This window comes from Paenibacillus sp. FSL H7-0918, assembly GCF_038007025.1.
GTDB lineage: Bacteria > Bacillota > Bacilli > Paenibacillales > Paenibacillaceae > Paenibacillus_AQ > Paenibacillus_AQ odorifer.
In genome coordinates this window covers 2,377,859-2,400,828 of record NZ_JBBOWJ010000001.1, presented here as the reverse complement: position 1 = coordinate 2,400,828, position 22,970 = coordinate 2,377,859, and the positions used below count along the sequence as shown (strand labels likewise).

Here is a 22,970-nt window from a genome sequence, read left to right as displayed (position 1 = left end):
CGATAGTGAAGCCAATTTTGCTTATTACGCCCTCCATGAGCTGCACATTTTACCCCATGAGCTGATGAAGCTGTCTTCACGCGAACGCGCCGCAATATATGCGATGATTGCTGTTCGAGTAGAGAAGGAGAAGCGGGATCAGGCACGGAGTAAGGCGAGGAAGAGATAGTTAGGGGGTGAGAGAATGAAGATAGACGCATCTAAAGCCGTAATGCTACCGATGAAATCTCTGGGAATTTGGAAGAGTGTTAATAAACAATGTGTTCGTGTGAACAGCAATCTGGATATCGTTAATCGATTGGTCAAGGGAGTGCAGGTAGTTGTTAAGCGGTCAAGCGATGAGATGAGCCGTTCTCTGAATCTAGTGAACCAATCTTTGCAGGATATCAATGATACGCTGCTTGAAGGCTTTAAGAGACTTCCTCCTAAGGTCATAGTTACCAGAGATATAGTTATCAAGCAAAGCCAACAAGCAGGGCAATCACAACAGTTAGCGCTTCGAACATTAAATAGCTCCCCAAGTGTGCAAAAAGGTAAGGCTGAAGAAGAAGAGGCGAAAAAGGTAGAGTGGTGGAAAGGGCTAAAAGCGAAGGAGAAAAAGAAAGAAGAGGAGAAAAAGCCGGAGGTTAAGGCTGATCCGGTCCCCAAGCCCAAAATTAATCTGAAAAAGGAACCTCCGGTTCCACCATCCCCACCAACTCCTGACTCGAGAATTATGAAGTTTCTCAAGACAGTTGATGTGGTAAAGCCATTTAATGCCGTGAAGTCTTTTGGGGAGAAAGCTGTAAAAGCTGCGGCACAACCAGGAGATATCGCTGACTGGAATAAGCTGAATGACAATACAGATGCTGCACTTGGGAAAATCGGTGAGAAAGCAATGGGAGCCTTGAGGCCAGTGATGGATACATTGAACGAGGCGCTGACTTCAAGCCAATTTATGCCGATTATAGATGCTATGGCTAACGGCTTTCTGATCATTGCTAATGTGATTGGCATGGTAGTGGATGGCTTATTATGGTTGGTTGGAGTGGTGCAGGAAAACTGGTCTTGGATTCAACCGATCCTTGAAGCGATAGCCATTGTCTATCTCGTAGCTATGATCGTACAAGTGGCTCTACTTGTAGCAGCCGCTTATCAGCTTGCAGCAGCATGGTTGGTAGTAAACTGGCCTATTTTAGTGGTTATCGCTGTTATAGCTGTTCTTATTTATATTTTTCAAATGTTAGGTATTTCTGCGGGGGATGTCGTTGGAGCTATAGTGGGAGCATTTGGATGGTTAAGCGCAGTGATGGATAACATTTGGATTTTTATACAGAATGCAGCTATCTCTGCATGGGATTATATAGTGAATAAATTTCATGAAGCGGTCAATTTTATGAAGCAGCTACTATATGATTTGGGTATGGGTGCCCTTAATGTTCTTTACAATATGACAGTTGGAGCAGAGGGCTTTGCCGGGGGATTCATGAAGGTAATGGCAAAAGCAATCAATTGGGTACTAGACAAATTCAATTCCATGATTGAGGCTTTAAGTCATATTCCATTCTTCGACGAATTGGGGATAAGTGAACTAAAAGTTGAGAGGAAGGAGCCGGAAATTCCTCATGCGGCAAGCGATATGATCGATAAATACCGGCAAAATTTTAAGGCGTTTGCTCCTACCGCTGATAATTTTCCAGAGCAAAAGACTGCTAAGATCGAGTACGTTAATCTTGAAGATAGTTTTAATAGCGCCAGTCAAAAAGGAAAGAATGCCACGAACAAGTTGATGGACAAAGGGCGCGATGCTACTGAAAAAGTGAAGGATATGTTGAATCCGATCAGCAGTACAAAAGCACTGGATTCAACAGGTCTACTAGCTACTCAGGGCAATAATTTGAACACCGTCAACCGTGTGAACGAGCTCGGCTCCATCAACGACACCGTAGACATCTCCAGTGATGATCTGAAAATGCTGCGCGAGCTGGCCGAGATTCAGGCGATCCAGAATTTTGTGGAGCTTACGCCGACGGTGCAGGTGACGACCGGGAATATTAACAATGCCGGAGACATTGATACGATTATCAACAAGATCGGGCAAAAGCTGAACGAGGAGTTTGTCTCTACGGCGCAGGGGGTGTATACGTAACGTGGAAGAGTACGGAATTTTTTTGGGCTTTAATAATCAGGAGGATGCAATTCGGCTGCCAGTCAATCCAGAGACCTTGGAAATCAAGGAGAGTGGGGATGGAAAAAGCTATACCATTATCGATCTGGGTGAGATCAATACGATTGCTTATCCAAAGCTTACGGAGATCACAATTGAAAGTATTTTCCCGGCACAAAGGTATCCGTTCGTATTGGTGCAAGAGGATGGACTGATAAGGCCTTTTGAATATGTGGAGCTTATTAAGAAATGGATGACGAGTCGTCGGCCCATTCGGTTTGTGTTCTCCGGTGTGAGGTATCCCGATGATACGAAAAAGGATGAAAAGAAGTTAAACAAACCGCAGAAATGGCTAGAGGAATCTTCAATTAGTGAGGATAGATCTTTAGAAATTGATTTTGCTGTGAATATGGCTATGAGCATTGAAGGTTTCACTTGGAAGCTTAGTGCGGGTACGTCAGGGGATATTGAATATTCGTTATCTCTCAAAAAATACGTATTCTATCAGGCGGTAGCTGTGAAGGTTGTCAAAGGTGAAGTGAAGGCGGAGCAGAAGCGGGCCAATGAAAAAGCAAAGCCTACTACCTATACCTTAAAAGCTGGAGACAGTCTATGGAGCATCGCTCAAAAAAACCTAGGAGATGGCTCGAAGTACAAAGTCATTCAGAAGCTTAATGGCATTCCGGATAGTGAGCTGAAAAAGCTGCCCATCGGTAAAGTCATCAAGCTGCCGTAGGAGGGTGTTATGGAACTGCTAGTGAAGAATAAAGAAGGGAATCTATGGGATATTTCTGGCATCGTCTCAGATATTTCTTGGAAAACCGCACGGTCAGGTAAACCGTCAACGCTAGAGTTAACGCTTGTGGATAGCGGAATCTATCAGCTTCCCAAGTTTGGGATCAGCAATGGTGATATTATTCAGTTCAGTAAAGATAATGTAGATGTATTTTACGGATTTGTGTTCAGCATTGATACGGGCTCGGATCAGGAGATTAAGCTGACTGCCTATGATCAGATTCGTTATTTGCTGGGCAATGGTAGTTATGTTTTGCAGGATGTTACGGCTAGTGATGTGATCAAGAAAATAACAACGGACTACGGATTAAAGACAGGTGTGCTGGAGGAGACAGAGTACCGGATTCCTTCTTTAATTGAAGATGACAAAAAGCTGTTGGACATCATTATGGGAGCCATCGGCAGTGAGCTTCAGTATAAGGGGCGGTTGATGGCTTTTTACGATGATTTTGGGAAGCTGACGCTGCGTAAACCGGGTTCTATGCTGCTTAACCTGGTGCTCGGAGCGGGTCATTATCTGTACGATTATTCGCTCAAAAAAAGTATTGATGACGATACGTACAACACGATTTTTCTGTACAAGGATAACGAGGCATCGGGCAAACGCGATTTCTATCCGGTTAGTGACAAGGACAATGTGAAACGCTGGGGTATCCTGCACTTGTATCAGAAGGCTGATGACAAAGCGAATGCTGCCCAAATTCAGGAGAAGGCAAACAATTTACTGAAAATGCACAACCGTGAAAAGCTCAGTCTCTCCGTACAGGCGATTGGTGATATGCGCGTAAGAGCAGGCAATTTCATTTATGTCCTATTGGATGAATTCGAGACTCAATTGTTTCTGGTGGACCAATGCAGCCATAAGATTTCTGGAGGGGAGCATACCATGTCCCTCGATATTAAGGTGGTGTAGAAATAATGTTAGATATTATTAAAAAAGCAAGTCTAGGAGCCGTGGGAAGTACAAATCCCGTGGCTTTTTCTTATGGAACGGTAACGGAGGCAGCTCCTTTGCAGATCCAGGTGGATCAGCGGTTTATTTTATCGGGGAATGCGTTAGTGCTGCCTGAATCGGTAATGGAAAGCAAGATCGACATCGAGGGCAAAGAAGTAATACTTCGGCGAGGACTAGCGAGTGGGGACCGCGTATTAATGGTTCGAATGCAGGGCGGACAAAGCTACATTGTTCTGGATCGGCTGGTGAGCCCGATATGATCCCTGCGATTGGAAAAGCTGGACCGATAACGGCCCTGCTTGAGGGGGAGGTCAACCTTGAGCGTGGGGAAAGTCCTAGTCTTACGTACCGGATGGATTGGGAGAGAAAAAGGATTACAGGCCAAACGGATGGACTAGAAGCTGTTCAACAGGCGGCGGCTAAAATATTGCGAACCGATCGGTTTGAACATCTGATTTACAGTTCTGATTACGGAACAGAGTGGCGGTTGGTGCTTGGTAGGGACCGGCTGCTGGTTAGAGCTGAAATCAGACGTATCGTTAGTGAGGCACTACTTCAGGATGAACGAATCCTTAGTTTAGAGAATATTGTTGTTTCGTTTACCGGAGATAATCTAACTTTTGACTGTAAGGTCGTCACACGTTACGGAAATTTTCAGCTGAGAAAGGAGTGGAATGAGGATGTATGAGGATCAGACGTATGAGGCTCTTTTGGAGCGGATGTTGGACCGGATTCCATCAGGATTGGATAAACGCGAGGGCAGCATCATTTATGACGCGTTGGCTCCAGCAGCTGCTGAGTTGGCACAGATGTATATTGAGCTGGATGTGAATAATAATCTGTATTTTGCAGATACGGCTACCGGAGAGTACTTAGAGCGAAGTATCTCCTGGTCAGGCATTGTAAGGCGTGAAGCTAGCAAGGCACAGCTGAAAGGGATTTTTTATAAGGCGGATGGAGGATTGTTAGATGTTCCACTCGGCAGCCGCTTCTCACTCGAAATACTGAATTATACGGCTGTGGAGAAGTTATCTCCTGGAGTGTATCGCTTGGAAAGTGAAACCGCTGGAGAAGAAGGAAATCGATATTTTGGCTCTTTACTCCCAGTGGATTATATTTCAGACCTAGCGCGCGGAGAAATAGCTTCTCTTCTGATCCCTGGGGAGGACATTGAAACGGATGATGCACTACGCCAGCGTTATTTGGATTCAGCCAGACGCCCAGCTACTAGCGGAAATAAATATCACTATATGGAGTGGGCACTACAAGTTCCGGGTGTGGGAGGCGCACGTGTTTTTCCATTATGGAAAGGTCCTAAAACTGTGAAGGTGATTATTGTGGACGCCGAAAAAAAACCAGCATCCGAGCTGTTGGCGGCTCAGGTGCAGCAATACATTGATCCGGTCTCAGGAGCGGGTGAGGGACAAGCACCGGTAGGGGCTGTTGTGACCGTGGCACCGGCTGCGGGCAAAAACATCAGTATAAGCGCCAAGGTAACCCTTGCTTCTGGCTATGCACTGCAAGCTGTAAACCAAGGCTTTCAGGTGATGCTTGAGAAATATCGCAAGGAGAAGGCTTTTTCAGCAACCTATATCAGTCAGTCTGTCATCGGGGCATTATTGCTTGCTACTGAAGGAGTTGCGGATTACACAGAGCTGAAGTTGAACAGTGGAGCGGGCAATGTGATGTTGAACGAAGAAGAAGTACCGTTGTTCGGCAACGTTCTACTGGAGGTGTAGCATGGGTTATCCAGAGCAAATTGATATTTTTCAAGAAAAACTTAATAAAAAAGCAAACGGTAGCAGCTATGTTATCGAAGAGAGATTACCGCTTGTAAATGGCGTTTACAGTGGTCTTCTAGCGCATGACAATATTAATAATCAGACCATTGCGGTGTACACAGGGTCACAGTATTCCGGGATCGAGCTACGCAATTTCACTGTGTCTTTTCCGGATGAGGCGCCCTGGCGGCGGTTGATTAAGATTTTTGCCGATGTGCCTGAGGTATATGTGACTTACGAAACTCCCGGCGATACGGTTGAAGCAGAGGATATTAACGGTTTGCAGGTGAGTCTTACTGCTGTCCAGACTGAAATAGAGCGTTATAAGAACAAGGGCCAGATTGACGGAGGATCATTTAAAAGAGAGGTGTAAAATGGCACAGACCATACAAATAAAGCGGGGTACAAAGGCTGAGCTAACGAGTTATGGCGTGTTGAAGGCAGGCGAGCTTGGTTTTTGCAGTGATACTAAGGAAGTTTATATTGGTGACGGCACGTCCAATTCCATGGTCGGCAGGGCGCTGTCAGGGCCAGAAGCTTCGCGTCCGGTTGCAGGATCCGTTGGTCGTTTGTATTACGTGACTACGGGTTCGAATAGCGGATATTTATATTTTGATGATGGGGCAGCTTGGCGGCGGGTGAACACGCAGAAGCTTAGCGATCTGACAGGTACAATTGACGATATCGCTGATGGAGCAACCTATGCGAAGGTGCTTAAAGCGGATATTAGTGCGGGACATATCAATAAAGTATCGGATGGCACAAACGTAAAGACTGCCGCTGAGATCAAGACTCACATTGATGATGTGGCCAAGCACCGGACAATCAATGATACAGGGACTACGATTACAGACTTGTGGTCTGCACAAAAGATTAAAAATGAAATTGAGCTGGCTAAGCATAACATCGAACCGCAAGCGTCGGTAAAAGACCAGAACCTGCTGGCTCCACCTGCCAGTCCGGTTGAGGGGGATCGATATATTATTCCAGCAGGGGCAACCGGGGCATGGGCGGGCAAAACGAATCAAATTGTTGAATACCAATCTGCCACTTGGGTATTTTATGTTCCTGCCGTCGGTTGGACCGCTTACGTCGATGATGAGCAAAAGATCTATAGCTGGAATGGCAGCGCATGGGTACGCACGGGTGGTGCACTACAGACCATTACAGCTGGGAACGGGTTAATTGGTGGGGGGCAGGCCGATGCTGTGACACTCAATATTGGTGCAGGCAATGGAATCACGGTTACTGCAGACGCGATTGCGGTTACGGCAGGAAAAGGGATCACCGTAGATGGATCCGGTGTAGTTGTAAGTGTGGATGGAAGCAGCATCGTTTATGATGCAACGAATGGCAATAGACTTACCGTAGCCAGTATTGATGGCGGAACATTCTAGGGGGCGGGACAATGGCTCTAAAAACATTGATTCAAATACGCCGCGGCTTGGAAAGCGCCATTGGAGCGCTGGCTATTGGTGAGCTTGGGTATTGTACAGACAGTGGCAAGCTGTACATTGGTTCTGCCGCTGGTAATGTCTTGCTGGTAGCCGCGCAGAGTACCGGGGATATGCTGAAAAGCATTTACGATACGAATAACAATGGCAAGGTGGATTTTGCGCAACAAGCGGATAGTGTAGCTTGGGCGGGGGTAGCAGGCAAACCAGTGGTATTTCCTCCGGCGGCGCATACACATGATTATTTGCCCAAAGGCCCCCTAACCTGGAATCAACTGAAGGGGGTGTAGAGGATGAGTTACGGCAGCTCTTTATACAGCGAATTGCAATATTCCGCAGATAAAGATTCGAGCCATCCGGGTGAAGTCGAGGCGCCTGATCTAATGCAGTATTTGCCGGACTATTATAAGGATGTCCGCGAAATTGAGAAGCTTCAGGAGACCATCGGGCTAGAAATTGGTGGACTGAAGCTGGGCACTATAGACGTACTGGATCAGGCTTTTGTTGAAACGGCAACGGTGAGCCTTGGACGATGGGAAGCTGAGCTTGGACTAAATATCGATTCATCCAAGTCATATGCCACACGCCGAGAGATGATTAAGGCAAAGCTGCGTGGAAATGGGACGACCACACCGGAGATGATTCAGCGGACGGCGTCAGCTTTTTCAGGTGGAGTGGTTGAAGTAAAGGAAGTGCCTGAGGAGTACCGTTTTGAGATTCATTTTGTGAGTACGCTGGGCATTCCCCCGAATATGGCGGGGTTGATTCAAATCATCGAAGAGATTAAACCTGCGCATTTAGCTTATGAATTTGTGTTCAGCTATACCTGGTGGGAATCTGTTAAGGCTTTGACTTGGGAGAGTGCTCACAGTAAAACATGGAACGAATTAAGAACTTATAGATAGGAGAGTGACATATGCAAACCACAGGAAATTTGGGCTTAAAGAAGCCAGAGGGAACAGATATCGTTGATATTGCCGATCTGAACGGGAATATGGACATTTTGGACAATGCCGTTAATGGTAAGGTCGATAAAGTAACAGGCAAACAGCTGTCCACGAACGATTACACCGCCGCCGAGAAAACGAAGCTGGCGGGGATTGCAACAGGAGCGAATAATTATACTCACCCAGTTACCCACCCACCAGCTATTATTGCTCAAGACGCGAGTAATCGGTTTGTTACGGATGCTGAAAAGACGGCGTGGAATGCAAAAGCTGGTACAGCCGTAGCTACAACTTCTACAAATGGCTTGATGTCTGCTGTGGACAAGACACTACTGAATAACAACACTGGATTTGGTACTACGGCTGGTGCAGCTACCGCATATACTCTTACACTTAGCCCAGCACCTACGGCGCTGATAGCAGGACTGAAATTTAGTTTCAAAACACACATTGATAGCGGAGCTAATCCTACACTCAATCCTAATACATTAGGGGCCAAAGCAATCAAGAAACCCAATGGAAATGCGGCAACACTTGCCCTGAACGGAGTTTACACGGTTGTATATGATGGCACGGCTTTTATCTTACAGGGTGAAGGGGGTGAATATGGAACAGCAACAGCAGCCCAGGTGCTAGCGCCTTACACAGTAGGACAAGATAACGGACTAGTGACGGGGACGATACCCACAGCGGCAGCAGGGGCGGCACCTGCTAAAGTAGTGGGCTACAACGGAAATCTGGACGTTACTCCGGTTAAGGCATATAACGACGGAACTACTGTGATAAATATTAAAGACGCTAACTATAACACAGCTAACTGGTTACGAGGCAAGTCGATATTTGGCGTAGATGGAGCTATTCCCGACTTTTCTTCAGCCCCTGCGAGTGGCTATAAAGCCGCAAAAAGTGCGAAAGGGGATTGGTCTGGTAGTCTAGTACTAGAGCCTGAAACCGGATACTATAAAAGCGGATTAAATTCAGGTGGTTTTGGTGCTATTATTGCAAGTGACCCTAATTTTGTACCTTCTAACATTCTACAAGGCAAGACGATATTTGGCGTTGACGGTGCGATTGTGCAGCAACCGGCCAGCGCTTCATCAGTAAGTACGACATGGGACGGAATTAATTTATGGGTTCGCATTCCAAGAGGCGCGTATTTAAATAATGGGGGCACAGGAGTACCCGAAATAGTAGTGAATGCTGCACAGGCTAGGGCAGATAGTAATATAATTGCATCTAATATTCGAAACGGAACATGGGTGTATGGGGTGCAAGGCACGTTGCAACCGAAACAATTTGCTTCTGGCTCACTAGTTACGGGGGGTGTTGTTAATGTGAGTGGTTTAGGGTTCAGACCAACAGGGATCGCAATGAAACATAACCCTGATAGTGGTCTTGGTTGGAGTTCGATGTTTATCTATTATTTAGACCCTGTTATTGGAATGGGAATACAAGCGATGTATATTATGGGGCAAGACGTTCCGTTGATTATATCGTTTTATGAAGGTTCATTTTCGGTAGATAAACAGTATAATCCAAACACAATGCCTTATCAGGAATATGTATGGGCGGCGTGGAATTAAGAGGGGGGAAGGTAATACAATGCAAATTGGACGAAAAATATTTTATGAACTAACAACAGGTTATGTTGTTCAAGATACCGGAGAGAGATCCGGTGATGTTATTGAGACAACTATAGATCAGGATTTTGCTGCATATCGTGCTCTGAGTGAACGCGTACCTGAAACGGTTGGAATTCTTCAACTAGAGTATGAAGAATATAAGCAAGATTTTGCAGAATGCAACGGATACCGCGTAAACGTTAATACTAAGAAATTAGAGTTCAGTTATCCTGACCCTAACACCGAGCCTGAGCACCCACAAGAGCCTGTGTATCAAGAGCCTTTAACCGAAAGGTAAAAAAACTTGAATTAGAGAGTGCTGGCATAGGATTCGAACTAGCAACGACTCAATCTCGATTGGATCAAGCTGAGCATGAACAAGCGAATCTACTTCTAAGCCTTGTGGAAGGAGATGTACTGTAAATGCACTGGTACGCACTGGTTAAGCGATACTTTGAAGCAGGATTGTATACTGCGGAGCAGGTACAGGTTTTTGTTACCTCTAAAAAGATAACGGTTGAACAAGCTGAAGAGATTACAGATAGCGCCATATAGTAGGCGTTTTTATTTTGCCCTCGTAGCTGCTACGAGGGCTGTTTTATTTATCACTTTAGAAGGGGGCTGTTATATGACCATTGTGGGAGTAAATTCAGGAGGAGGCGATGCTGAAGCAGCGCCCATTGAGCACCGTTTAGAAGATGTTGAAAGTAGACTAGTAGTCATCCAAGACGAGATCTTTAGATTTGGAACAGAACATCTAAGTTTTAGTAATGAGCTTGTATTATTAAAAGAAAAACAATCACGTCATGAGGAAGATGTGAAGCAAATTAAACAATCAACGATAGAAATGAAAATTCAATTCAACGAGATTATGCGGCGTTGGGATACTTTGGACTCACGTGTGTTCCAGCTATTGCAACAATCCCAGACGGACAGCAAGAGCGAACGAAAAGTGTTTATCGATTTACTTAAATACGTTCTGGCGGGAACTATCTTTGCTATTATTGCCTTTTTATTTAAAGGAGGGGTATAGATGCTCACTTTGTCCCAAATCAAAGAAAAATCAAGTAAACGCCTAACCAACCTACATCCCGTAGTTCGTTCCGCTGCTACTGCGCTTATCGAGCGGTGTTACAAACTCAACATCCCCATTCTCATTACGCAGGGACTTCGCACAATTGCCGAGCAGGATGCTCTTTATGCACAAGGCCGCACCAAGCCCGGAGCGATTGTAACCAATGCGCGAGGCGGGTATAGCTATCACAATTTTGGATTGGCCGTAGATTTTGCTCTTTTGCTGCCGAATGGATCGAGTGTGTCATGGGATATGTGCCGGGACGGCAATAACAACCAGATCGCAGATTGGCAGGAGGTTGTGAAGGAGGCAAAAGGGCTGGGCTTCGAGTGGGGTGGCGACTGGACAAGCTTCAAGGATTACCCCCATTTTCAAATGGCGTTTGGGTTAACACTCACACAGTTACGAGCAGGGACAAAGCCCTCGACATCTGCGGTGGAGTCAGCGTATAAGGTCATCAATCGGAAGGAGGAGGAAGAATTGAAGAGTGATGTTATTGCTGTCGTAAAGGTTAACGGGGTTAAGGTTGCAGATGGAGTGCTTGAAAAAGGCATCACCTACGTCCCTGTACGTGTTATTGCAGAAGCGCTGGGTGCTCAGGTAGGTTATGATTCTGCGACTCGAACGGTTGAGATTATAAGTACCCGCTAAGGAGGGAAAAGGATGGAAACTGGAACAATTTTAGATAATGTTGTGGCATTCGCCTCTATATTAGCAGTATTCGTACTGGCACTGGTTCAGTTGGTCAAAAATAGTATCAACATCCCGCGTAATGCAGTACCGATTATCGGACTATTGATAGGTTTGTTCATCGGCGTAGTAGCGTATCCTTTTACCGAACTAGATTTAGTGCTTCGCCTTTGGGCTGGGGGCCTTGCAGGTTTATCTGCGACGGGGTTGTTTGAGCTAGCTTTTAAGGATCGCCCGGGCACGACGAAAGGGTAAGTGGATAATAGGTACGAATTATAAAAAGGGCTGTTCCAAAAAGTCTGAAAAAGACCTAAGGAAGAGCCCCATTGTTTTTCTCATGATATTACATAAATAAGTTTCAGAACGAAAGCGTGCTGCCGGGTTGTAAAGAATATAGTCCTGTGAAACCTTCTCCTTTTAATATAGAAGCTACTTGGTCGATATGTGGTTTGGGAGCATGGACAAGCACTGTCCGGTGGCTGGGAATCGTTTGGAGCATTTTGCGAATGTCCGGCAAGCCTTGATGGACTTTATAGCGGATAAGTGAGACTGTACAGCGTACGCTGCTAGATTCTCCGATCATAGCTTGCTCAACAAGACGATGTCCAAAGCTTCCCGCCGCTAAATGTCCCGTAAAAATCACATGGTTGTCAGGAGAAACAGAGAGTTGCTGAAAGTATTCTTGTGCTTTTGCTGACTGCATCATCCCGTCATTGGTAAATACGATAGCGCCCTTAAGATTCAGCATTGCCTTCGCGCGTTCGTCCGAATTAGATACAACACACAAGTTTTTTCTGTTAAAAAGCGCATTTACGCGCTGAATAGCGTCCTCTTTCAGCCATTCCACCTTGTCGCTTAATGCTCGTAAAGGAGCGACGAGTGCTTCTTCAACGATCAATTGATGATCTGGAAAACATTCATTTGCCCATACGATCAATTCCTGGCTTCTGCCATGGATAGGCACGGGAAGGAGAACAGAACCCCCTTTTTGCAAGGTGTTGTGGATGGCTATCTCTAATTGCTGTAATTTTACAAGCTGCTCATCAGGATCTGCCCCATAAGCGGCATCGATAATGGACAGATCAGCCACATTTTTAGCTTCGGCTTCCATAATTGCTGGTGTGTCTGCCGTGAGCAGCTGCGATTCCTCCGAATAATCCCCCGAGAAAAATACAGTCTTGCCCTCCCATTCTAGGGCCAACCAAACCGAACCTGCTAAATGCCCGCTACGTCCCCATTGAACTCGAAGGTTAGGCGCAAGCGTCAGCCAAGTGTGAGGGGAGACATACTCCTCTAAATACATGAATTGAATAGCTTTTTTATCCGTTTCCTCATAGGGGAGCGGGGCGGATTGAGCCGCCACATATTTATCCCAGGCCTCGAAATAATCAGGAAGCTGTAATGAGGTAGATCTAGTAGTCCATACCTTACCTCTGTATCCGTGTTTATAAAGTAAGGGCAGCGCTATGGAATGATCCTCATGCGCATGAGACAGAAATACTGCCTGCAAATGTGGAATAATATCCGTATCAAGTAGGGGGTATTCACCGGGGCCTTCTTTTTTTACGCCACAATCGAGCAGGATGCCATTTCGTGAATCCTTGCCCTGCAAAAGATAGGAGGAACGGCCATGCTCTCCGGCCCCTCCCCAAATCGTTAGTGTGCTCATTGTTGTCTCCGCTTTCTATCTGGGCTTAAATATTCTAAGACTAATAGTAATAAGGTAGTGATGCCTACAGAGATTACAGCCATGGCCATCCCCATCGCTACCGCACCTTGTTCAAACTGGGCGAAAATATATGTTGCCGAGGTCTGCATTGAAGGCGGAAGAATGAGTAATGAGGCTACCAGTTCCCGATTGGAAATGGTGAAGGTCATCATCCAGCCAGCCACCATCCCCGGAAGGATGAGGGGAAGCAGGATACGGCGGAACACATACAGCTTACTACCTCCGAATACTTGTCCCGCTTGCATCAGAGAGGAATCGATTTGCCCATAGCTTGCTTTTACATACTGAACAGTATAAGGAAGGAAAAGTACGACATAAGTCAGTACAACCATCCAGTAGGAATTATAGAGCGGGATAGGCATCCAGCGGGCATTCCACAGCAGAATTAGCCCTACTACAATTACAATTCCAGGGACTGTATTTGGAAGCAAGCTGAATAAATCTGTAATTTTCTGCTTGAATGTAGCCCCTTTTCCTACCGTTAAGGCAAACCAAGTCCCCAGAATAACAGCGATACTGGAAGCAACGATAGCTAATGTGAAGCTATTTAATAAGGCCTCAAGTCCTTGTGAGCCCGGGGATAACAGCTCTGCATAATGTTTTAAGGTTAAATTGCTCCAGGATACACCTTCTCCCCGAAGCTTCAATAATGAGGCTGTTATGATAGAGAAATAAGGAATGCCGATGGATGCCAGAAGCAACAGAAGAACATAACCCCAGCTAAGAAACCCTACGATGCCTGTACTCTTATAACGTTTAGTACGAGTTCCTTTTCCACCGATCAGACGGTAAGAGTAGCGGCTGCTAATTATAGTCTGGATGTACCACATGACAAGACAAACTCCGAGCAGCAAGGAGGCTAGTGAAGTAGCCTTACCAAAATCAATCGGCCAACTGGAGATATATTTATGGATCTCAGAGGTCAGCACGTAAAAGCCGATCCTGCGGCCAAAGGTCGCAGGGGTACCGAATTCAGCAATGGTTTTGACGAAGATGAGCAGTGCTCCAAGCCCATAGCTAGAGAGCAGTAAAGGAATAATCACTCTTTTAAATCTGTAAAAGAAGGGGGCGCCGTGAACCGAGGCTGCTTCCTCCAGATTGCCCCCGATCTGCAAAAGCGCATTGCGCAGCAGCAGGTACAGGAAGGGAAACAGGTGAAGGCTCATGATCAGCACCATACCCCCATAGCTAAAGAAATATGGTGTCAACACGGAGGAGGAGGGCAGAAACTGCTCCATATACCCACCCGTCTGCATAAACAACATCCAACCCATAGAACCAATGTAAGGCGGCGTCATAAATGGAATTAACAGCACGACATCCAGCCAGTTGTGGCGCCCTAAGTCGGTTTTTGCCATAATCCAGGCTAGAGGCAGCGCAAACAAAGTAGTTAGCAGAATGACGCTTACCCCAAGCCCGATAGAATTCAGCAGCACCTCTACTAGGTCATTGCTCCCCATAATGGTGCGTAGCGGTGCGGCTATGTCGAGATGCTCCTCTGGATAAATACTGGTCCAGAATATGAGCAGGAGTGGCAGCAGCACGAGCACGGTTAGTATAAATAAAGCCAGTCCACCGCTCACCCATTTAAATGAGCGCAAAGAGTTAGTATTCATTACGCTTATTTAAAAATTTGTGTGAAGGTCGAGGAAACTTCATCGCCGTGCTCATTCATCCATTCCCAATTCACATCAAATGTTTTGATTTCTTCAAGATTGGCACGATTTTCTGCCTTCACGTCAGTTCTGCCTGGCAGCAAATAGGCTTTGGCAACAAGGGCTTGCGCTTCATCGGAGAGAAGGTAGTCGATAAAAGCCTTGGCGTTATCTACATTCGGGCTTGTCTTAATGATCGCAGCCGGACGAGGGCTGATTACAGTTCCTTCAGCAGGATAGACGATATCCACAGGTTCTCCGTCAGCCTTTGCTTTATAAGCCATGTAATCTACGCCAGCAGCAACGACGGATTTAGCACCGGTAATCACCGGATCAAGTGCCTCTTGATTGGCGCCTGCCATAGCTACTTCATTGCTTTTATATTGTTTGAAAAGATCCCAGCCACTGTCCCCCTTAGCACTTAAATACCCAGTCATGAAATCAAGAGCCGAGCCGGAAAGTGAAGGATCAGGGATATTGACTGCACCCTTCCATTCCGCTTTGCTGAGGTCATCCCAGGAGGTCGGCGGTGAGCTTACTTTTTTGGTATTGTAGACAATACCGAGTGCGGATGCACTGTAACTGAAATAGTTACCTTCATCTATATCTGACCAATCGCTAACCAGCTTGTCTGCATTAATCGCTTCTTTATATGGAAGTAATAATCCGTCGTTTTTCATTCCTTGCATGGACGGAAGAGAGGCGAGGACAACAACATCAACGACCGGGTTGGATTTTTCTGCTTCCATGCGGGCAAGTATTTTTCCTGTAGTGCCTTGGAACATTTCAACCTTAACGCCGGTTTTGGCTTCAAATCCGTCTTTGATTTTATTGGCTAAACCTTCAGGGCCTGCACTGTAAACGACAAGATTGCCGCTTAGTGTCTTTTCTGTTGGTTGTGGGGCTTCAGTTTGCGTCGCCGCCGCAGTATCGGTTTGGTTGTTGCTTGCGTTAGCCGCAGGGGTGTTCGAGGAGCCGCAGCCCACTAAAGTAATACCAAGTACAGTTGTTAGAAGAAGTGAACTTAACCCTTTTGTCTTTTTCATTTGATTCAATGTTATTGCCTCCCTAATATTGTTGTGTGCATCTTGCTGCATGGAACAGCATCATATAGAGCCATTCCATGCAGTGGACGCTTAATTCAGATGATGGATTTGGTGCTCTGAAGCGTACAGCTGAATCTTTTCCCCTACAGGTAGGCGCCGCTCATGATAAGCGGTCCAAGTCCCATTGTGCTCCATGTCCAGAATGATCTCATAGCGATCCCCCATATAACTCACATGCTGAATAGTCCCTGTAAAAGGAAGAGAGGAAGCATTCTCCTGAGACCAGCGTAAATGTTCTGGACGCAGCATCTGTTTATCCGGAACGATCCAGTTGGATTTACCAATAAAGTGGGCTACAAAAGGATGACTCGGTTTACGATAAATGTCCTCAGGAGATCCACTTTGTAAAATAGTACCACCTTGCATTACAACTACTTCATCTGACATAGACATCGCTTCGGTTTGATCATGCGTCACATACAGGGCTGTAATGCCCATGTTTTTCACCAAGGAGATTAACTCCAGCCTCATTTCATCTCGCAAGACCGCATCCAGCGCACTTAATGGTTCATCGAATAATACAAGCTGAGGGCGCATGACTACGGCTCTGGCAAAAGCAACCCGCTGCTGTTGTCCACCGGACAGCTGATGTGGAAAACGCAGCTCCAGCCCCTCCAGCTTGACCGATCGAAGCGCCTCCTGCACCCGAACCCGTAAATTCTTTTTTTGTTTGGAAGCTCGAAGTCCGAAGGCTACATTCTCGAACACAGTCAGATGCGGCCAGAGGGCGAAATCTTGAAAAACCATGCCAAAGTTACGGCGATGAATGGGGTGGCTAATTCTTTTGCTGCCTGAAAAAATAAACTCATCATCGATCAGAATTTCTCCTGCATCCGGTGTTTCCAGCCCAGCAATCAGACGGAGTAGTGTCGTCTTTCCACAACCTGAAGGACCGAGTAATGTCGTAAAGCTTCCAGCGGGAATCTTCAGATCTGCAGCCTTCAAGGCATGCACATCTCCGAATTTCTTTTCCAATCTGTGGATTGTAATTTCCTTCATTCTATCTACCTGCCTGTTCTTAAGCTTGTTCTTAGTGTAAAGGTAAAGAATTCCCGCTATATTTGCTGAATGTAACTGTGATATTAACTTTTTTGCCGATTTATTTTAACATTCATAGAATTCTTCTATGTTACCGTTTAGGAAAAGGCGAGGGAGTGGAAGAGAATGAACCTTAATCTAATGAAGCTGGAAATTGTAGAACTGCTGAATAAACATAAAAAAATTACCACGGTAGCAGATAAACTCGGACTAAAGCAGCCCACCGTTACGTATCATTTGAAGAATTTAGAGCAGCAATTGGGGGAGAAGTTATTTGAATCCAGAATGGATAAAATGATTCTTACGGAGAGTGGCAAAGCTTTTCTTCATTATGCGATCAAAATCAATGCGCTTGCTGCGGAAGCGGAGCGGGTAGTAAAAGAGTTCAGTCAGGCAGGTCGGGGGACACTGAAAATTGGCGCCAGTTATGTTCCAGCTACTTATATTCTTCCACAAATATTGGGGCAGTTTGGCGAACAGCATCCGGGGATTACCATTTCTTTATCGGTTAAGCCTTCACCGGTGATCAAAGAAATGCTTGCCAGCCATGAGATTGATCTTGGTATTTTGTCTACGGAATCTTTTTATCTGCCTGATCTGCATACTCAAGCCTTATGTGAGGATGAGCTTGTCCTTGTTTTTGCACCTACACATGATTTTGCCGGATTTTCTAATTTAAACTCAGCGATGATTGCTTCAGCGAGCTTTATTTTACATGACAAGGAATCAAGCACACGCCAGTTGACGGATAAATGGTTTGAACGAGAGGGAAAAGAATCAAAACCGCATATTTTGCTCGATTCACTGGAGGCAATTAAGCAATCGCTCATGAGTGGACAACATGTTTCATTTATTTCACGCCTTGCTGTGGAGGACCAGGTAGCCAGAGGAAGATTGCTAATGCGAGCCATTCCGGATTATAATTTTGAAAGACATATTTATTATTCGTATAACCGTGATCGCCATTATTCTCCTTTAATTGGACTGTTCATTGATCAGCTCCGCACAATCCGAATATAAGCATACATAGAGAATATACGATAGAGCCATTATATATATGAAAGAATACATAAAATATAAGGACTGTATAAATTCAGAAATTGGTGTATAATCTTAGGTGCTGTGTCGCTTTACAGCGCAAAAAAGTTGCAGATTTTCAAACGGTTTTATTGTATGATATGAGGAAGCTTTAATAGACGATATTTAGACAGACAAACTTAACACATTGATCCGGAAGAGAATGGGGGGAGCAGCATGACCGAACTTACGACTACCGTCAGCAAAAGCAACTCTAACAATCTGCTGCGACGGGACGTACGGTTCTTGGGGAACATTTTAGGAGAGGTCTTGGTTCACCAAGGCGGTAACGAACTGCTAGAGATCGTGGAGAAGATCCGCGAGACCAGTAAATCGCTACGCTCACTATTTTTACCTGAACTGCATAGTGAATTTAAGGAGTTAATCAATTCTTTGGATCCGGAGAACCGTCATCAGGTAATAAGAGCGTTCGCCATTTATTTTCAATTGGTGAATATTGCCGAACAGAACCACCGGATTCGCCGTAAACGTGACTATGAACGTTCAGCTGGGGAGACAGTACAACCCGGTTCTATAGAAAGCGCTATTCAAGAGCTTCGTGAACGTGATTTCTCTCATGAGGAAGTCAACGAGATTATTGAAGGATTGTCTCTGGAACTTGTAATGACGGCACATCCAACGGAAGCTATGCGCCGTGCGATTCTCGATATTCATAAACGGATATCCGATGATGTTATGGGTCTTGATAACCCTACTTTAACTTTCCGTGAACGTGAACAGCTTCGCGAGAAGTTATTGAATGAAGTGATTACGCTTTGGCAAACGGATGAGCTGCGTGACCGCAAGCCTACAGTACTCGATGAAGTGCGTAATGGAATGTACTATTTTCATGAGACGATTTTCCATGTATTGCCTGACGTGTATCAAGAGCTTGAACGCTGTCTGAGCAAATATTATCCAGGACAGAATTGGCATGTGCCAACCTACTTACGTTTTGGATCATGGATTGGCGGAGACCGTGATGGTAACCCATCGGTAACCTCAACAGTCACTGCGCAGACTTTACGCATGCAGCGTAAGCTGGCCATTCGTGAATATCAGCGTATTATGCGTGAACTCATGAAATATCTAAGCTTTAGCACAAGTATTGTTAAAGTGACGCCTGAGCTCGTAGAATCCATCGAAGCTGATCGTCAGATCATTAACCTAGGCAAGATGGAAGAATGGCGCAATGACAATGAACCTTACCGTATTAAACTTAGCTACATGATCTCTAAGACACAAAATGTTTTGGATGATGAGAAAAAAGATACTCCTGAGCGTTATGCTACACCTGAGGAGTTCATAGATGATTTGAATGTCATTGACCGCAGTCTACGGCATCACTATGCCGACTATGTGGCCGATACTTATATTAAAAAGCTAATCCGCCAAGTGGAGCTGTTCGGATTCCATACGGCAACTCTTGACGTGCGTCAACACAGTCAAGAACATGAGAATGCCATGACAGAAATTTTGGCGAAGATGAACATTTCGCCGGACTACTCTAAGTTGACGGAGATCGAGAAGATTGATCTGCTGGAGAAATTGCTGAATGATCCACGTCCGTTGACCTCTTCTTACCAGACTTATACTGAAAGTACAGAGGAGTGTCTGGCTGTTTACCGGACGATCTTCGCATCGCAGGAAGAGTACGGCAAACAATGTATCACCAGTTATCTGATCAGTATGGCTGAAGCTGCGAGTGACATTCTGGAGGTTATGGTCTTCGCCAAAGAGGTAGGACTATTCCGCAAGGATAACGACGGTACAGTTGTATGTACCCTGCAAGCTGTGCCACTTTTTGAAACGATTGATGACTTGCATGAAGCACCGCAAATTATGAACACACTGCTCAATATGCCGATCTACCGTGATGCGGTAAGAGCAATGAATGATTTGCAGGAAATCATGCTTGGATATTCAGATAGTAATAAAGATGGCGGCGTGGTTACTGCTAACTGGGAACTGCGTGTTGCCCTAAAAGAAATTACAGCGACAGCGGATAAGTTCGGAATCAAGCTGAAGTTCTTCCATGGTCGTGGTGGAGCGCTCGGCCGCGGGGGTATGCCACTTAACCGCAGTATTCTTGCTCAGCCTGCTTCGACAATTGGCGGCGGGATTAAGATTACCGAGCAGGGAGAAGTAATCTCCTCCCGTTACTCCATGCAAGGGATTGCTTACCGCAGTCTGGAGCAAGCGACATCTGCGCTTGTAACAGCAGCAATTAGTGCGAGAGTGCCACAAGCGGATCTTTATGAAGAGAAATGGGAAGAGATTGTTGCCCGTATTTCTGAGGTCTCGCTGAACAAATATCAGGATTTGATCTTCCGTGATCCGGATTTCCTGACTTATTTCAAAGAATCAACACCTCTGCCTGAGGTAGGAGAGCTTAATATCGGTTCCCGTCCTTCCAAACGGAAGAACAGCGATCGTTTTGAAGATCTGCGCGCAATTCCTTGGGTATTTGCATGGACACAAAGCCGTTATTTGCTCCCAGCCTGGTACGCTGCTGGAACCGGACTGCAGAGTTTCTATGAGGGTAAGGAAGAGAATCTGAAGATAATGCAACATATGTATGAGAACTTCTCATTCTTTACTACACTGATAGATACGCTGCAAATGGCTATTTCAAAAGCGGACTTGATCATTGCTAAGGAATACGCCAGCATGGGCAAGAACGAGGAAGCACGTCAACGGATCTTTGGCCAGATTGAAGATGAATTTAATCTGACTTCTGAGCTAATCCTGAAGATTACAGGCCAGCAGGATATTCTGGATAACGTTCCTGTGATTCAAGAGTCGATCAGACTCCGTAATCCATACGTTGATCCGCTTAGCTACCTGCAGGTTCAATTGCTATCTGAGCTTAGAGCGCTCCGTGAAATTGATGGAGATGATAGCGAGCTGCTTCGCGAAGTATTGCTTACCATCAACGGCATTGCCGCCGGTCTTCGGAATACCGGCTGATATAGTCTCAACAACAAAAAGTCCGCCCTATTTGGGGCGGACTTTTTTTGCCTAATACAAGTTGTTGTGATCATAAACTGTATATTGCTGCTGTGAACTTTATTTGTTCCTAAATATTGGAGAGTCATACCCGATATATCTTTATTGCCCTACCCAAGTAACCGAGATGTAATCGGAGGTAATTAACGTGGCACTTATTACTTCGGTGATGGAGCAGCGTAGAGAATATTTGGAACTGTAGGAGCGCCAGCGTTCGCCTTTATCCTCAGATTTCGACCGCTATATGCGGTTTATAATCAGGAAATGTGAGGATAACAGCGACCGGAAGTTCAAATATTTCTCGGAGTTGCACTTAATCGCCTATACCAAGTTGTCCAGTTTTTAACTCAGTTTACATAGAAGGTTACAATACAATCCTTGATTTTTACACAAACTTGAATTACGATTTAATTGCTTGTACCGTGGATATTTGCGAAGAAATACCAAGGGCGGCAAGTCTGGGGGAGTTAACAGGTGGAGAATTTGGAAGGCAGATTGACAAAGCTCGCCTTGAAGGGCGACCAAAGGGCATTTGCCGAGCTTGTGGAACTATATAAAGACAAAATATATCATTTAGCTTACAGGATGTTGAACAATCGCCATGAGGCGGAGGATATTGTTCAGGAGACCTTTTTGCGTGTGTATAGGAATTTGGATCGTTATGATGATAAACAGAAGTTCTCCACATGGATTTACCGGATTGGAACGAACCTCTGTATTGATAGATTGCGTAAACGAAAACCAACCTATTCGCTGGATGCTGAAATGAACGATCAGGAGGGCCTTGATGGCTATTCATTGATTCCGAGCGACAATGTGACACCTGAGACCGAACTATTGCTCTCTGAGACGCAGGGGCTAATCTATGAAGCGATTGACAGTCTGCCTGTGAAATACAGGTCGGTGATGATTCTGAGATACCTGCAGGATCTGTCCCTTCAGGAGATTAGTGATGTCCTGGATATGCCCGTGACCACGATTAAGACGCGTGTACATCGAGGCCGTGAATTTTTGCGTAAAAAATTAGGCCCAAAAATGTAAAAATAGATTTTATTTATGAAACATCTTTTCGAGAGCGACGTATGTAAGTTAAGCAAGTCTTATGTGTCCTGACCCTTTGTCTTAGGATAATTAAATAGCACTCATGAAAGGATTGGCTCCTATGGAATGCAAACTGGCCGTCTCTATGATGCATGACTACTTGGATGACGACTTGCCCGAACAGCAGCAGAGGGAATTGAAGGAGCATCTTCTATCCTGTCCAGATTGCCGTGCAAAGTTTAAAGAATTGGAACAGACAGATATGTTGATGTTCTCCCTAATGCATCAGAATCCTGTAGCTTCAGATGATCTTGTGAGCCGGATAATGAGTTCATTGCCAAAGACTAAGAAAGAAAAAGCCTTTATTACCTGGATCAAGAGGCACCCTGCACTTACAGCGGCATCTCTATTCCTTGTCGTTATGCTGATGAGCACCGTAACTTTTTGGAGTCCAGACAGACAACTTGTAGTTAGAGGTGTTGATTTGGATCAAGTGGTCATCAAAGGGGATACTGTAATTGTACCTTCCGGCAAAATAATTACCGGAGACCTTACCATAGAGAACGGTAAAGCACAGGTATATGGAGAAGTGAACGGCAACGTGACAGTCATTGACGGATCTCTATATCAGGCTTCAACAGCTCATATTTCTGGGCAAGTCAAAAGCATAGACCAGGCAGTAAGCTGGTTCTGGTATAAAGTGACGAACATGTTCTCTGAAGTTGCCTACCGTTAATGCGGGCAGTGGTTACCTTGAGCAGGAATATTAATTAGCGCCTCTTTTTCCGGAAAGATGGCGCTTTTTTGTTTCCTTAAATTGGGTGGTTTTGGAAAGGATTGAGGGACTAAA

General features: G+C 45.4%; 24 protein-coding genes. 20 read left to right on the top strand and 4 right to left on the bottom strand.

Going from position 1 to position 22,970, the window contains the following annotated elements; translation table 11 throughout:
• Nucleotides 1-184 precede the first annotated feature (184 nt).
• The 16 genes from MHI15_RS10800 (at nt 185) to MHI15_RS10725 (ending at nt 11,720) form a co-directional block, all read left to right on the top strand.
• Nucleotides 185-2,128 (top strand): hypothetical protein, encoded by a 1,944-nt coding sequence (locus tag MHI15_RS10800; protein WP_341164414.1) that lies wholly within the window; start codon nt 185-187, stop codon nt 2,126-2,128.
• A gap of 1 nt (nt 2,129) precedes the next feature.
• Complete coding sequence (locus MHI15_RS10795; RefSeq protein ID WP_076309020.1) at nt 2,130-2,882, top strand: LysM peptidoglycan-binding domain-containing protein; 753 nt, start codon at nt 2,130-2,132, stop codon at nt 2,880-2,882.
• Between the two features lie 9 nt (nt 2,883-2,891).
• Nucleotides 2,892-3,854: an XkdQ/YqbQ family protein gene (locus tag MHI15_RS10790; RefSeq protein WP_076129764.1), complete on the top strand. Its 963-nt coding sequence runs from the start codon at nt 2,892-2,894 to the stop codon at nt 3,852-3,854.
• 5 nt (nt 3,855-3,859) lie between these two features.
• Entirely contained in the window at nt 3,860-4,156 is a 297-nt protein-coding gene (locus MHI15_RS10785; RefSeq protein WP_076099903.1) for a DUF2577 domain-containing protein, read from the top strand.
• Complete coding sequence (locus tag MHI15_RS10780) at nt 4,153-4,584, top strand: DUF2634 domain-containing protein (protein WP_076186586.1); 432 nt, start codon at nt 4,153-4,155, stop codon at nt 4,582-4,584. The genes MHI15_RS10785 and MHI15_RS10780 overlap by 4 nt, the downstream gene beginning before the upstream one ends.
• Nucleotides 4,577-5,635 carry a baseplate J/gp47 family protein gene (locus MHI15_RS10775; protein ID WP_340033725.1) on the top strand — a complete coding sequence of 353 codons (1,059 nt, stop codon included), beginning with the start codon at nt 4,577-4,579 and terminating at the stop codon, nt 5,633-5,635. The genes MHI15_RS10780 and MHI15_RS10775 overlap by 8 nt, the downstream gene beginning before the upstream one ends.
• A gap of 1 nt (nt 5,636) precedes the next feature.
• Nucleotides 5,637-6,050, top strand: coding sequence for a phosphoglucomutase (locus MHI15_RS10770; RefSeq protein ID WP_341164413.1), 414 nt, complete (start codon nt 5,637-5,639; stop codon nt 6,048-6,050).
• 1 nt (nt 6,051) lies between these two features.
• Nucleotides 6,052-7,074 carry a DUF2793 domain-containing protein gene (locus MHI15_RS10765; RefSeq protein WP_341164412.1) on the top strand — a complete coding sequence of 341 codons (1,023 nt, stop codon included), beginning with the start codon at nt 6,052-6,054 and terminating at the stop codon, nt 7,072-7,074.
• An 11-nt stretch (nt 7,075-7,085) separates the two neighbouring features.
• Nucleotides 7,086-7,421 (top strand): hyaluronate lyase N-terminal domain-containing protein, encoded by a 336-nt coding sequence (locus MHI15_RS10760; protein WP_076099872.1) that lies wholly within the window; start codon nt 7,086-7,088, stop codon nt 7,419-7,421.
• 3 nt (nt 7,422-7,424) lie between these two features.
• The gene (locus tag MHI15_RS10755) at nt 7,425-8,036 is read left to right on the top strand and encodes a putative phage tail protein (protein ID WP_341164411.1); all 612 of its coding nucleotides are present in this window, start codon (nt 7,425-7,427) and stop codon (nt 8,034-8,036) included.
• A gap of 11 nt (nt 8,037-8,047) precedes the next feature.
• Nucleotides 8,048-9,661 (top strand): hypothetical protein, encoded by a 1,614-nt coding sequence (locus tag MHI15_RS10750; protein ID WP_076099875.1) that lies wholly within the window; start codon nt 8,048-8,050, stop codon nt 9,659-9,661.
• 19 nt (nt 9,662-9,680) lie between these two features.
• The gene (locus MHI15_RS10745) at nt 9,681-9,998 is read left to right on the top strand and encodes a hypothetical protein (RefSeq protein WP_076099877.1); all 318 of its coding nucleotides are present in this window, start codon (nt 9,681-9,683) and stop codon (nt 9,996-9,998) included.
• Nucleotides 9,999-10,123: 125 nt separating this feature from the next.
• Nucleotides 10,124-10,255, top strand: coding sequence for an XkdX family protein (locus tag MHI15_RS10740; protein ID WP_081388385.1), 132 nt, complete (start codon nt 10,124-10,126; stop codon nt 10,253-10,255).
• 73 nt (nt 10,256-10,328) lie between these two features.
• Entirely contained in the window at nt 10,329-10,733 is a 405-nt protein-coding gene (locus MHI15_RS10735) for a hypothetical protein (protein ID WP_076309015.1), read from the top strand.
• Nucleotides 10,734-11,426, top strand: coding sequence for a M15 family metallopeptidase (locus MHI15_RS10730; RefSeq protein ID WP_076282708.1), 693 nt, complete (start codon nt 10,734-10,736; stop codon nt 11,424-11,426). It abuts the gene before it with no gap.
• A gap of 12 nt (nt 11,427-11,438) precedes the next feature.
• The gene (locus tag MHI15_RS10725) at nt 11,439-11,720 is read left to right on the top strand and encodes a holin (protein WP_076280160.1); all 282 of its coding nucleotides are present in this window, start codon (nt 11,439-11,441) and stop codon (nt 11,718-11,720) included.
• A gap of 103 nt (nt 11,721-11,823) precedes the next feature.
• Here the strand turns inward: MHI15_RS10725 and MHI15_RS10720 are convergent, their stop codons facing one another.
• The 4 genes from MHI15_RS10720 to MHI15_RS10705 all read right to left on the bottom strand — a co-directional run bounded on the left by MHI15_RS10720 (nt 11,824) and on the right by MHI15_RS10705 (nt 16,954).
• Nucleotides 11,824-13,134, bottom strand: coding sequence for an MBL fold metallo-hydrolase (locus MHI15_RS10720; protein ID WP_076307203.1), 1,311 nt, complete (start codon nt 13,132-13,134; stop codon nt 11,824-11,826).
• On the bottom strand, nt 13,131-14,810 hold the full coding sequence (locus MHI15_RS10715) for an ABC transporter permease (protein WP_341164410.1): 1,680 nt from the start codon (nt 14,808-14,810) through the stop codon (nt 13,131-13,133). The genes MHI15_RS10720 and MHI15_RS10715 overlap by 4 nt, the downstream gene beginning before the upstream one ends.
• Before the next feature lie 5 nt (nt 14,811-14,815).
• Nucleotides 14,816-15,895 (bottom strand): ABC transporter substrate-binding protein, encoded by a 1,080-nt coding sequence (locus tag MHI15_RS10710; protein ID WP_341164522.1) that lies wholly within the window; start codon nt 15,893-15,895, stop codon nt 14,816-14,818.
• 90 nt (nt 15,896-15,985) lie between these two features.
• Nucleotides 15,986-16,954 (bottom strand): ABC transporter ATP-binding protein, encoded by a 969-nt coding sequence (locus MHI15_RS10705; RefSeq protein ID WP_076219057.1) that lies wholly within the window; start codon nt 16,952-16,954, stop codon nt 15,986-15,988.
• A 165-nt stretch (nt 16,955-17,119) separates the two neighbouring features.
• Here MHI15_RS10705 and MHI15_RS10700 point away from each other — a divergent pair, with 165 nt between their 5' ends.
• From MHI15_RS10700 to MHI15_RS10685, 4 genes are all read left to right on the top strand, one after another.
• Entirely contained in the window at nt 17,120-18,013 is an 894-nt protein-coding gene (locus MHI15_RS10700; protein ID WP_341164409.1) for a LysR family transcriptional regulator, read from the top strand.
• Nucleotides 18,014-18,247: 234 nt separating this feature from the next.
• Entirely contained in the window at nt 18,248-21,040 is a 2,793-nt protein-coding gene (gene ppc / locus MHI15_RS10695) for a phosphoenolpyruvate carboxylase (protein WP_038573414.1), read from the top strand.
• A 513-nt stretch (nt 21,041-21,553) separates the two neighbouring features.
• Complete coding sequence (sigW, locus tag MHI15_RS10690; protein WP_036681288.1) at nt 21,554-22,120, top strand: RNA polymerase sigma factor SigW; 567 nt, start codon at nt 21,554-21,556, stop codon at nt 22,118-22,120.
• A gap of 121 nt (nt 22,121-22,241) precedes the next feature.
• Nucleotides 22,242-22,856: a zf-HC2 domain-containing protein gene (locus tag MHI15_RS10685; RefSeq protein ID WP_036681404.1), complete on the top strand. Its 615-nt coding sequence runs from the start codon at nt 22,242-22,244 to the stop codon at nt 22,854-22,856.
• Nucleotides 22,857-22,970 lie beyond the last annotated feature (114 nt).

What these genes read in the sequence shown, in the direction of transcription:
- MHI15_RS10745 (WP_076099877.1), top strand. Translation starts at nt 9,681, where the DNA reads ATGCAAATTGGACGAAAAATATTTTATGAACTAACAACAGGTTATGTT.
- MHI15_RS10735 (WP_076309015.1), top strand. Translation starts at nt 10,329, where the DNA reads ATGACCATTGTGGGAGTAAATTCAGGAGGAGGCGATGCTGAAGCAGCG.
- MHI15_RS10755 (WP_341164411.1), top strand. Translation starts at nt 7,425, where the DNA reads ATGAGTTACGGCAGCTCTTTATACAGCGAATTGCAATATTCCGCAGAT.
- MHI15_RS10790 (WP_076129764.1), top strand. Translation starts at nt 2,892, where the DNA reads ATGGAACTGCTAGTGAAGAATAAAGAAGGGAATCTATGGGATATTTCT.
- MHI15_RS10775 (WP_340033725.1), top strand. Translation starts at nt 4,577, where the DNA reads ATGTATGAGGATCAGACGTATGAGGCTCTTTTGGAGCGGATGTTGGAC.
- MHI15_RS10705 (WP_076219057.1), bottom strand. Translation starts at nt 16,954, where the DNA reads ATGAAGGAAATTACAATCCACAGATTGGAAAAGAAATTCGGAGATGTG.
- MHI15_RS10725 (WP_076280160.1), top strand. Translation starts at nt 11,439, where the DNA reads ATGGAAACTGGAACAATTTTAGATAATGTTGTGGCATTCGCCTCTATA.
- MHI15_RS10800 (WP_341164414.1), top strand. Translation starts at nt 185, where the DNA reads ATGAAGATAGACGCATCTAAAGCCGTAATGCTACCGATGAAATCTCTG.
- MHI15_RS10685 (WP_036681404.1), top strand. Translation starts at nt 22,242, where the DNA reads ATGGAATGCAAACTGGCCGTCTCTATGATGCATGACTACTTGGATGAC.
- MHI15_RS10700 (WP_341164409.1), top strand. Translation starts at nt 17,120, where the DNA reads ATGAACCTTAATCTAATGAAGCTGGAAATTGTAGAACTGCTGAATAAA.
- MHI15_RS10720 (WP_076307203.1), bottom strand. Translation starts at nt 13,134, where the DNA reads ATGAGCACACTAACGATTTGGGGAGGGGCCGGAGAGCATGGCCGTTCC.
- MHI15_RS10730 (WP_076282708.1), top strand. Translation starts at nt 10,734, where the DNA reads ATGCTCACTTTGTCCCAAATCAAAGAAAAATCAAGTAAACGCCTAACC.
- MHI15_RS10780 (WP_076186586.1), top strand. Translation starts at nt 4,153, where the DNA reads ATGATCCCTGCGATTGGAAAAGCTGGACCGATAACGGCCCTGCTTGAG.
- MHI15_RS10785 (WP_076099903.1), top strand. Translation starts at nt 3,860, where the DNA reads ATGTTAGATATTATTAAAAAAGCAAGTCTAGGAGCCGTGGGAAGTACA.
- MHI15_RS10750 (WP_076099875.1), top strand. Translation starts at nt 8,048, where the DNA reads ATGCAAACCACAGGAAATTTGGGCTTAAAGAAGCCAGAGGGAACAGAT.
- MHI15_RS10710 (WP_341164522.1), bottom strand. Translation starts at nt 15,895, where the DNA reads ATGAAAAAGACAAAAGGGTTAAGTTCACTTCTTCTAACAACTGTACTT.
- ppc (WP_038573414.1), top strand. Translation starts at nt 18,248, where the DNA reads ATGACCGAACTTACGACTACCGTCAGCAAAAGCAACTCTAACAATCTG.
- MHI15_RS10740 (WP_081388385.1), top strand. Translation starts at nt 10,124, where the DNA reads ATGCACTGGTACGCACTGGTTAAGCGATACTTTGAAGCAGGATTGTAT.
- MHI15_RS10715 (WP_341164410.1), bottom strand. Translation starts at nt 14,810, where the DNA reads ATGAATACTAACTCTTTGCGCTCATTTAAATGGGTGAGCGGTGGACTG.
- MHI15_RS10765 (WP_341164412.1), top strand. Translation starts at nt 6,052, where the DNA reads ATGGCACAGACCATACAAATAAAGCGGGGTACAAAGGCTGAGCTAACG.
- MHI15_RS10770 (WP_341164413.1), top strand. Translation starts at nt 5,637, where the DNA reads ATGGGTTATCCAGAGCAAATTGATATTTTTCAAGAAAAACTTAATAAA.
- MHI15_RS10760 (WP_076099872.1), top strand. Translation starts at nt 7,086, where the DNA reads ATGGCTCTAAAAACATTGATTCAAATACGCCGCGGCTTGGAAAGCGCC.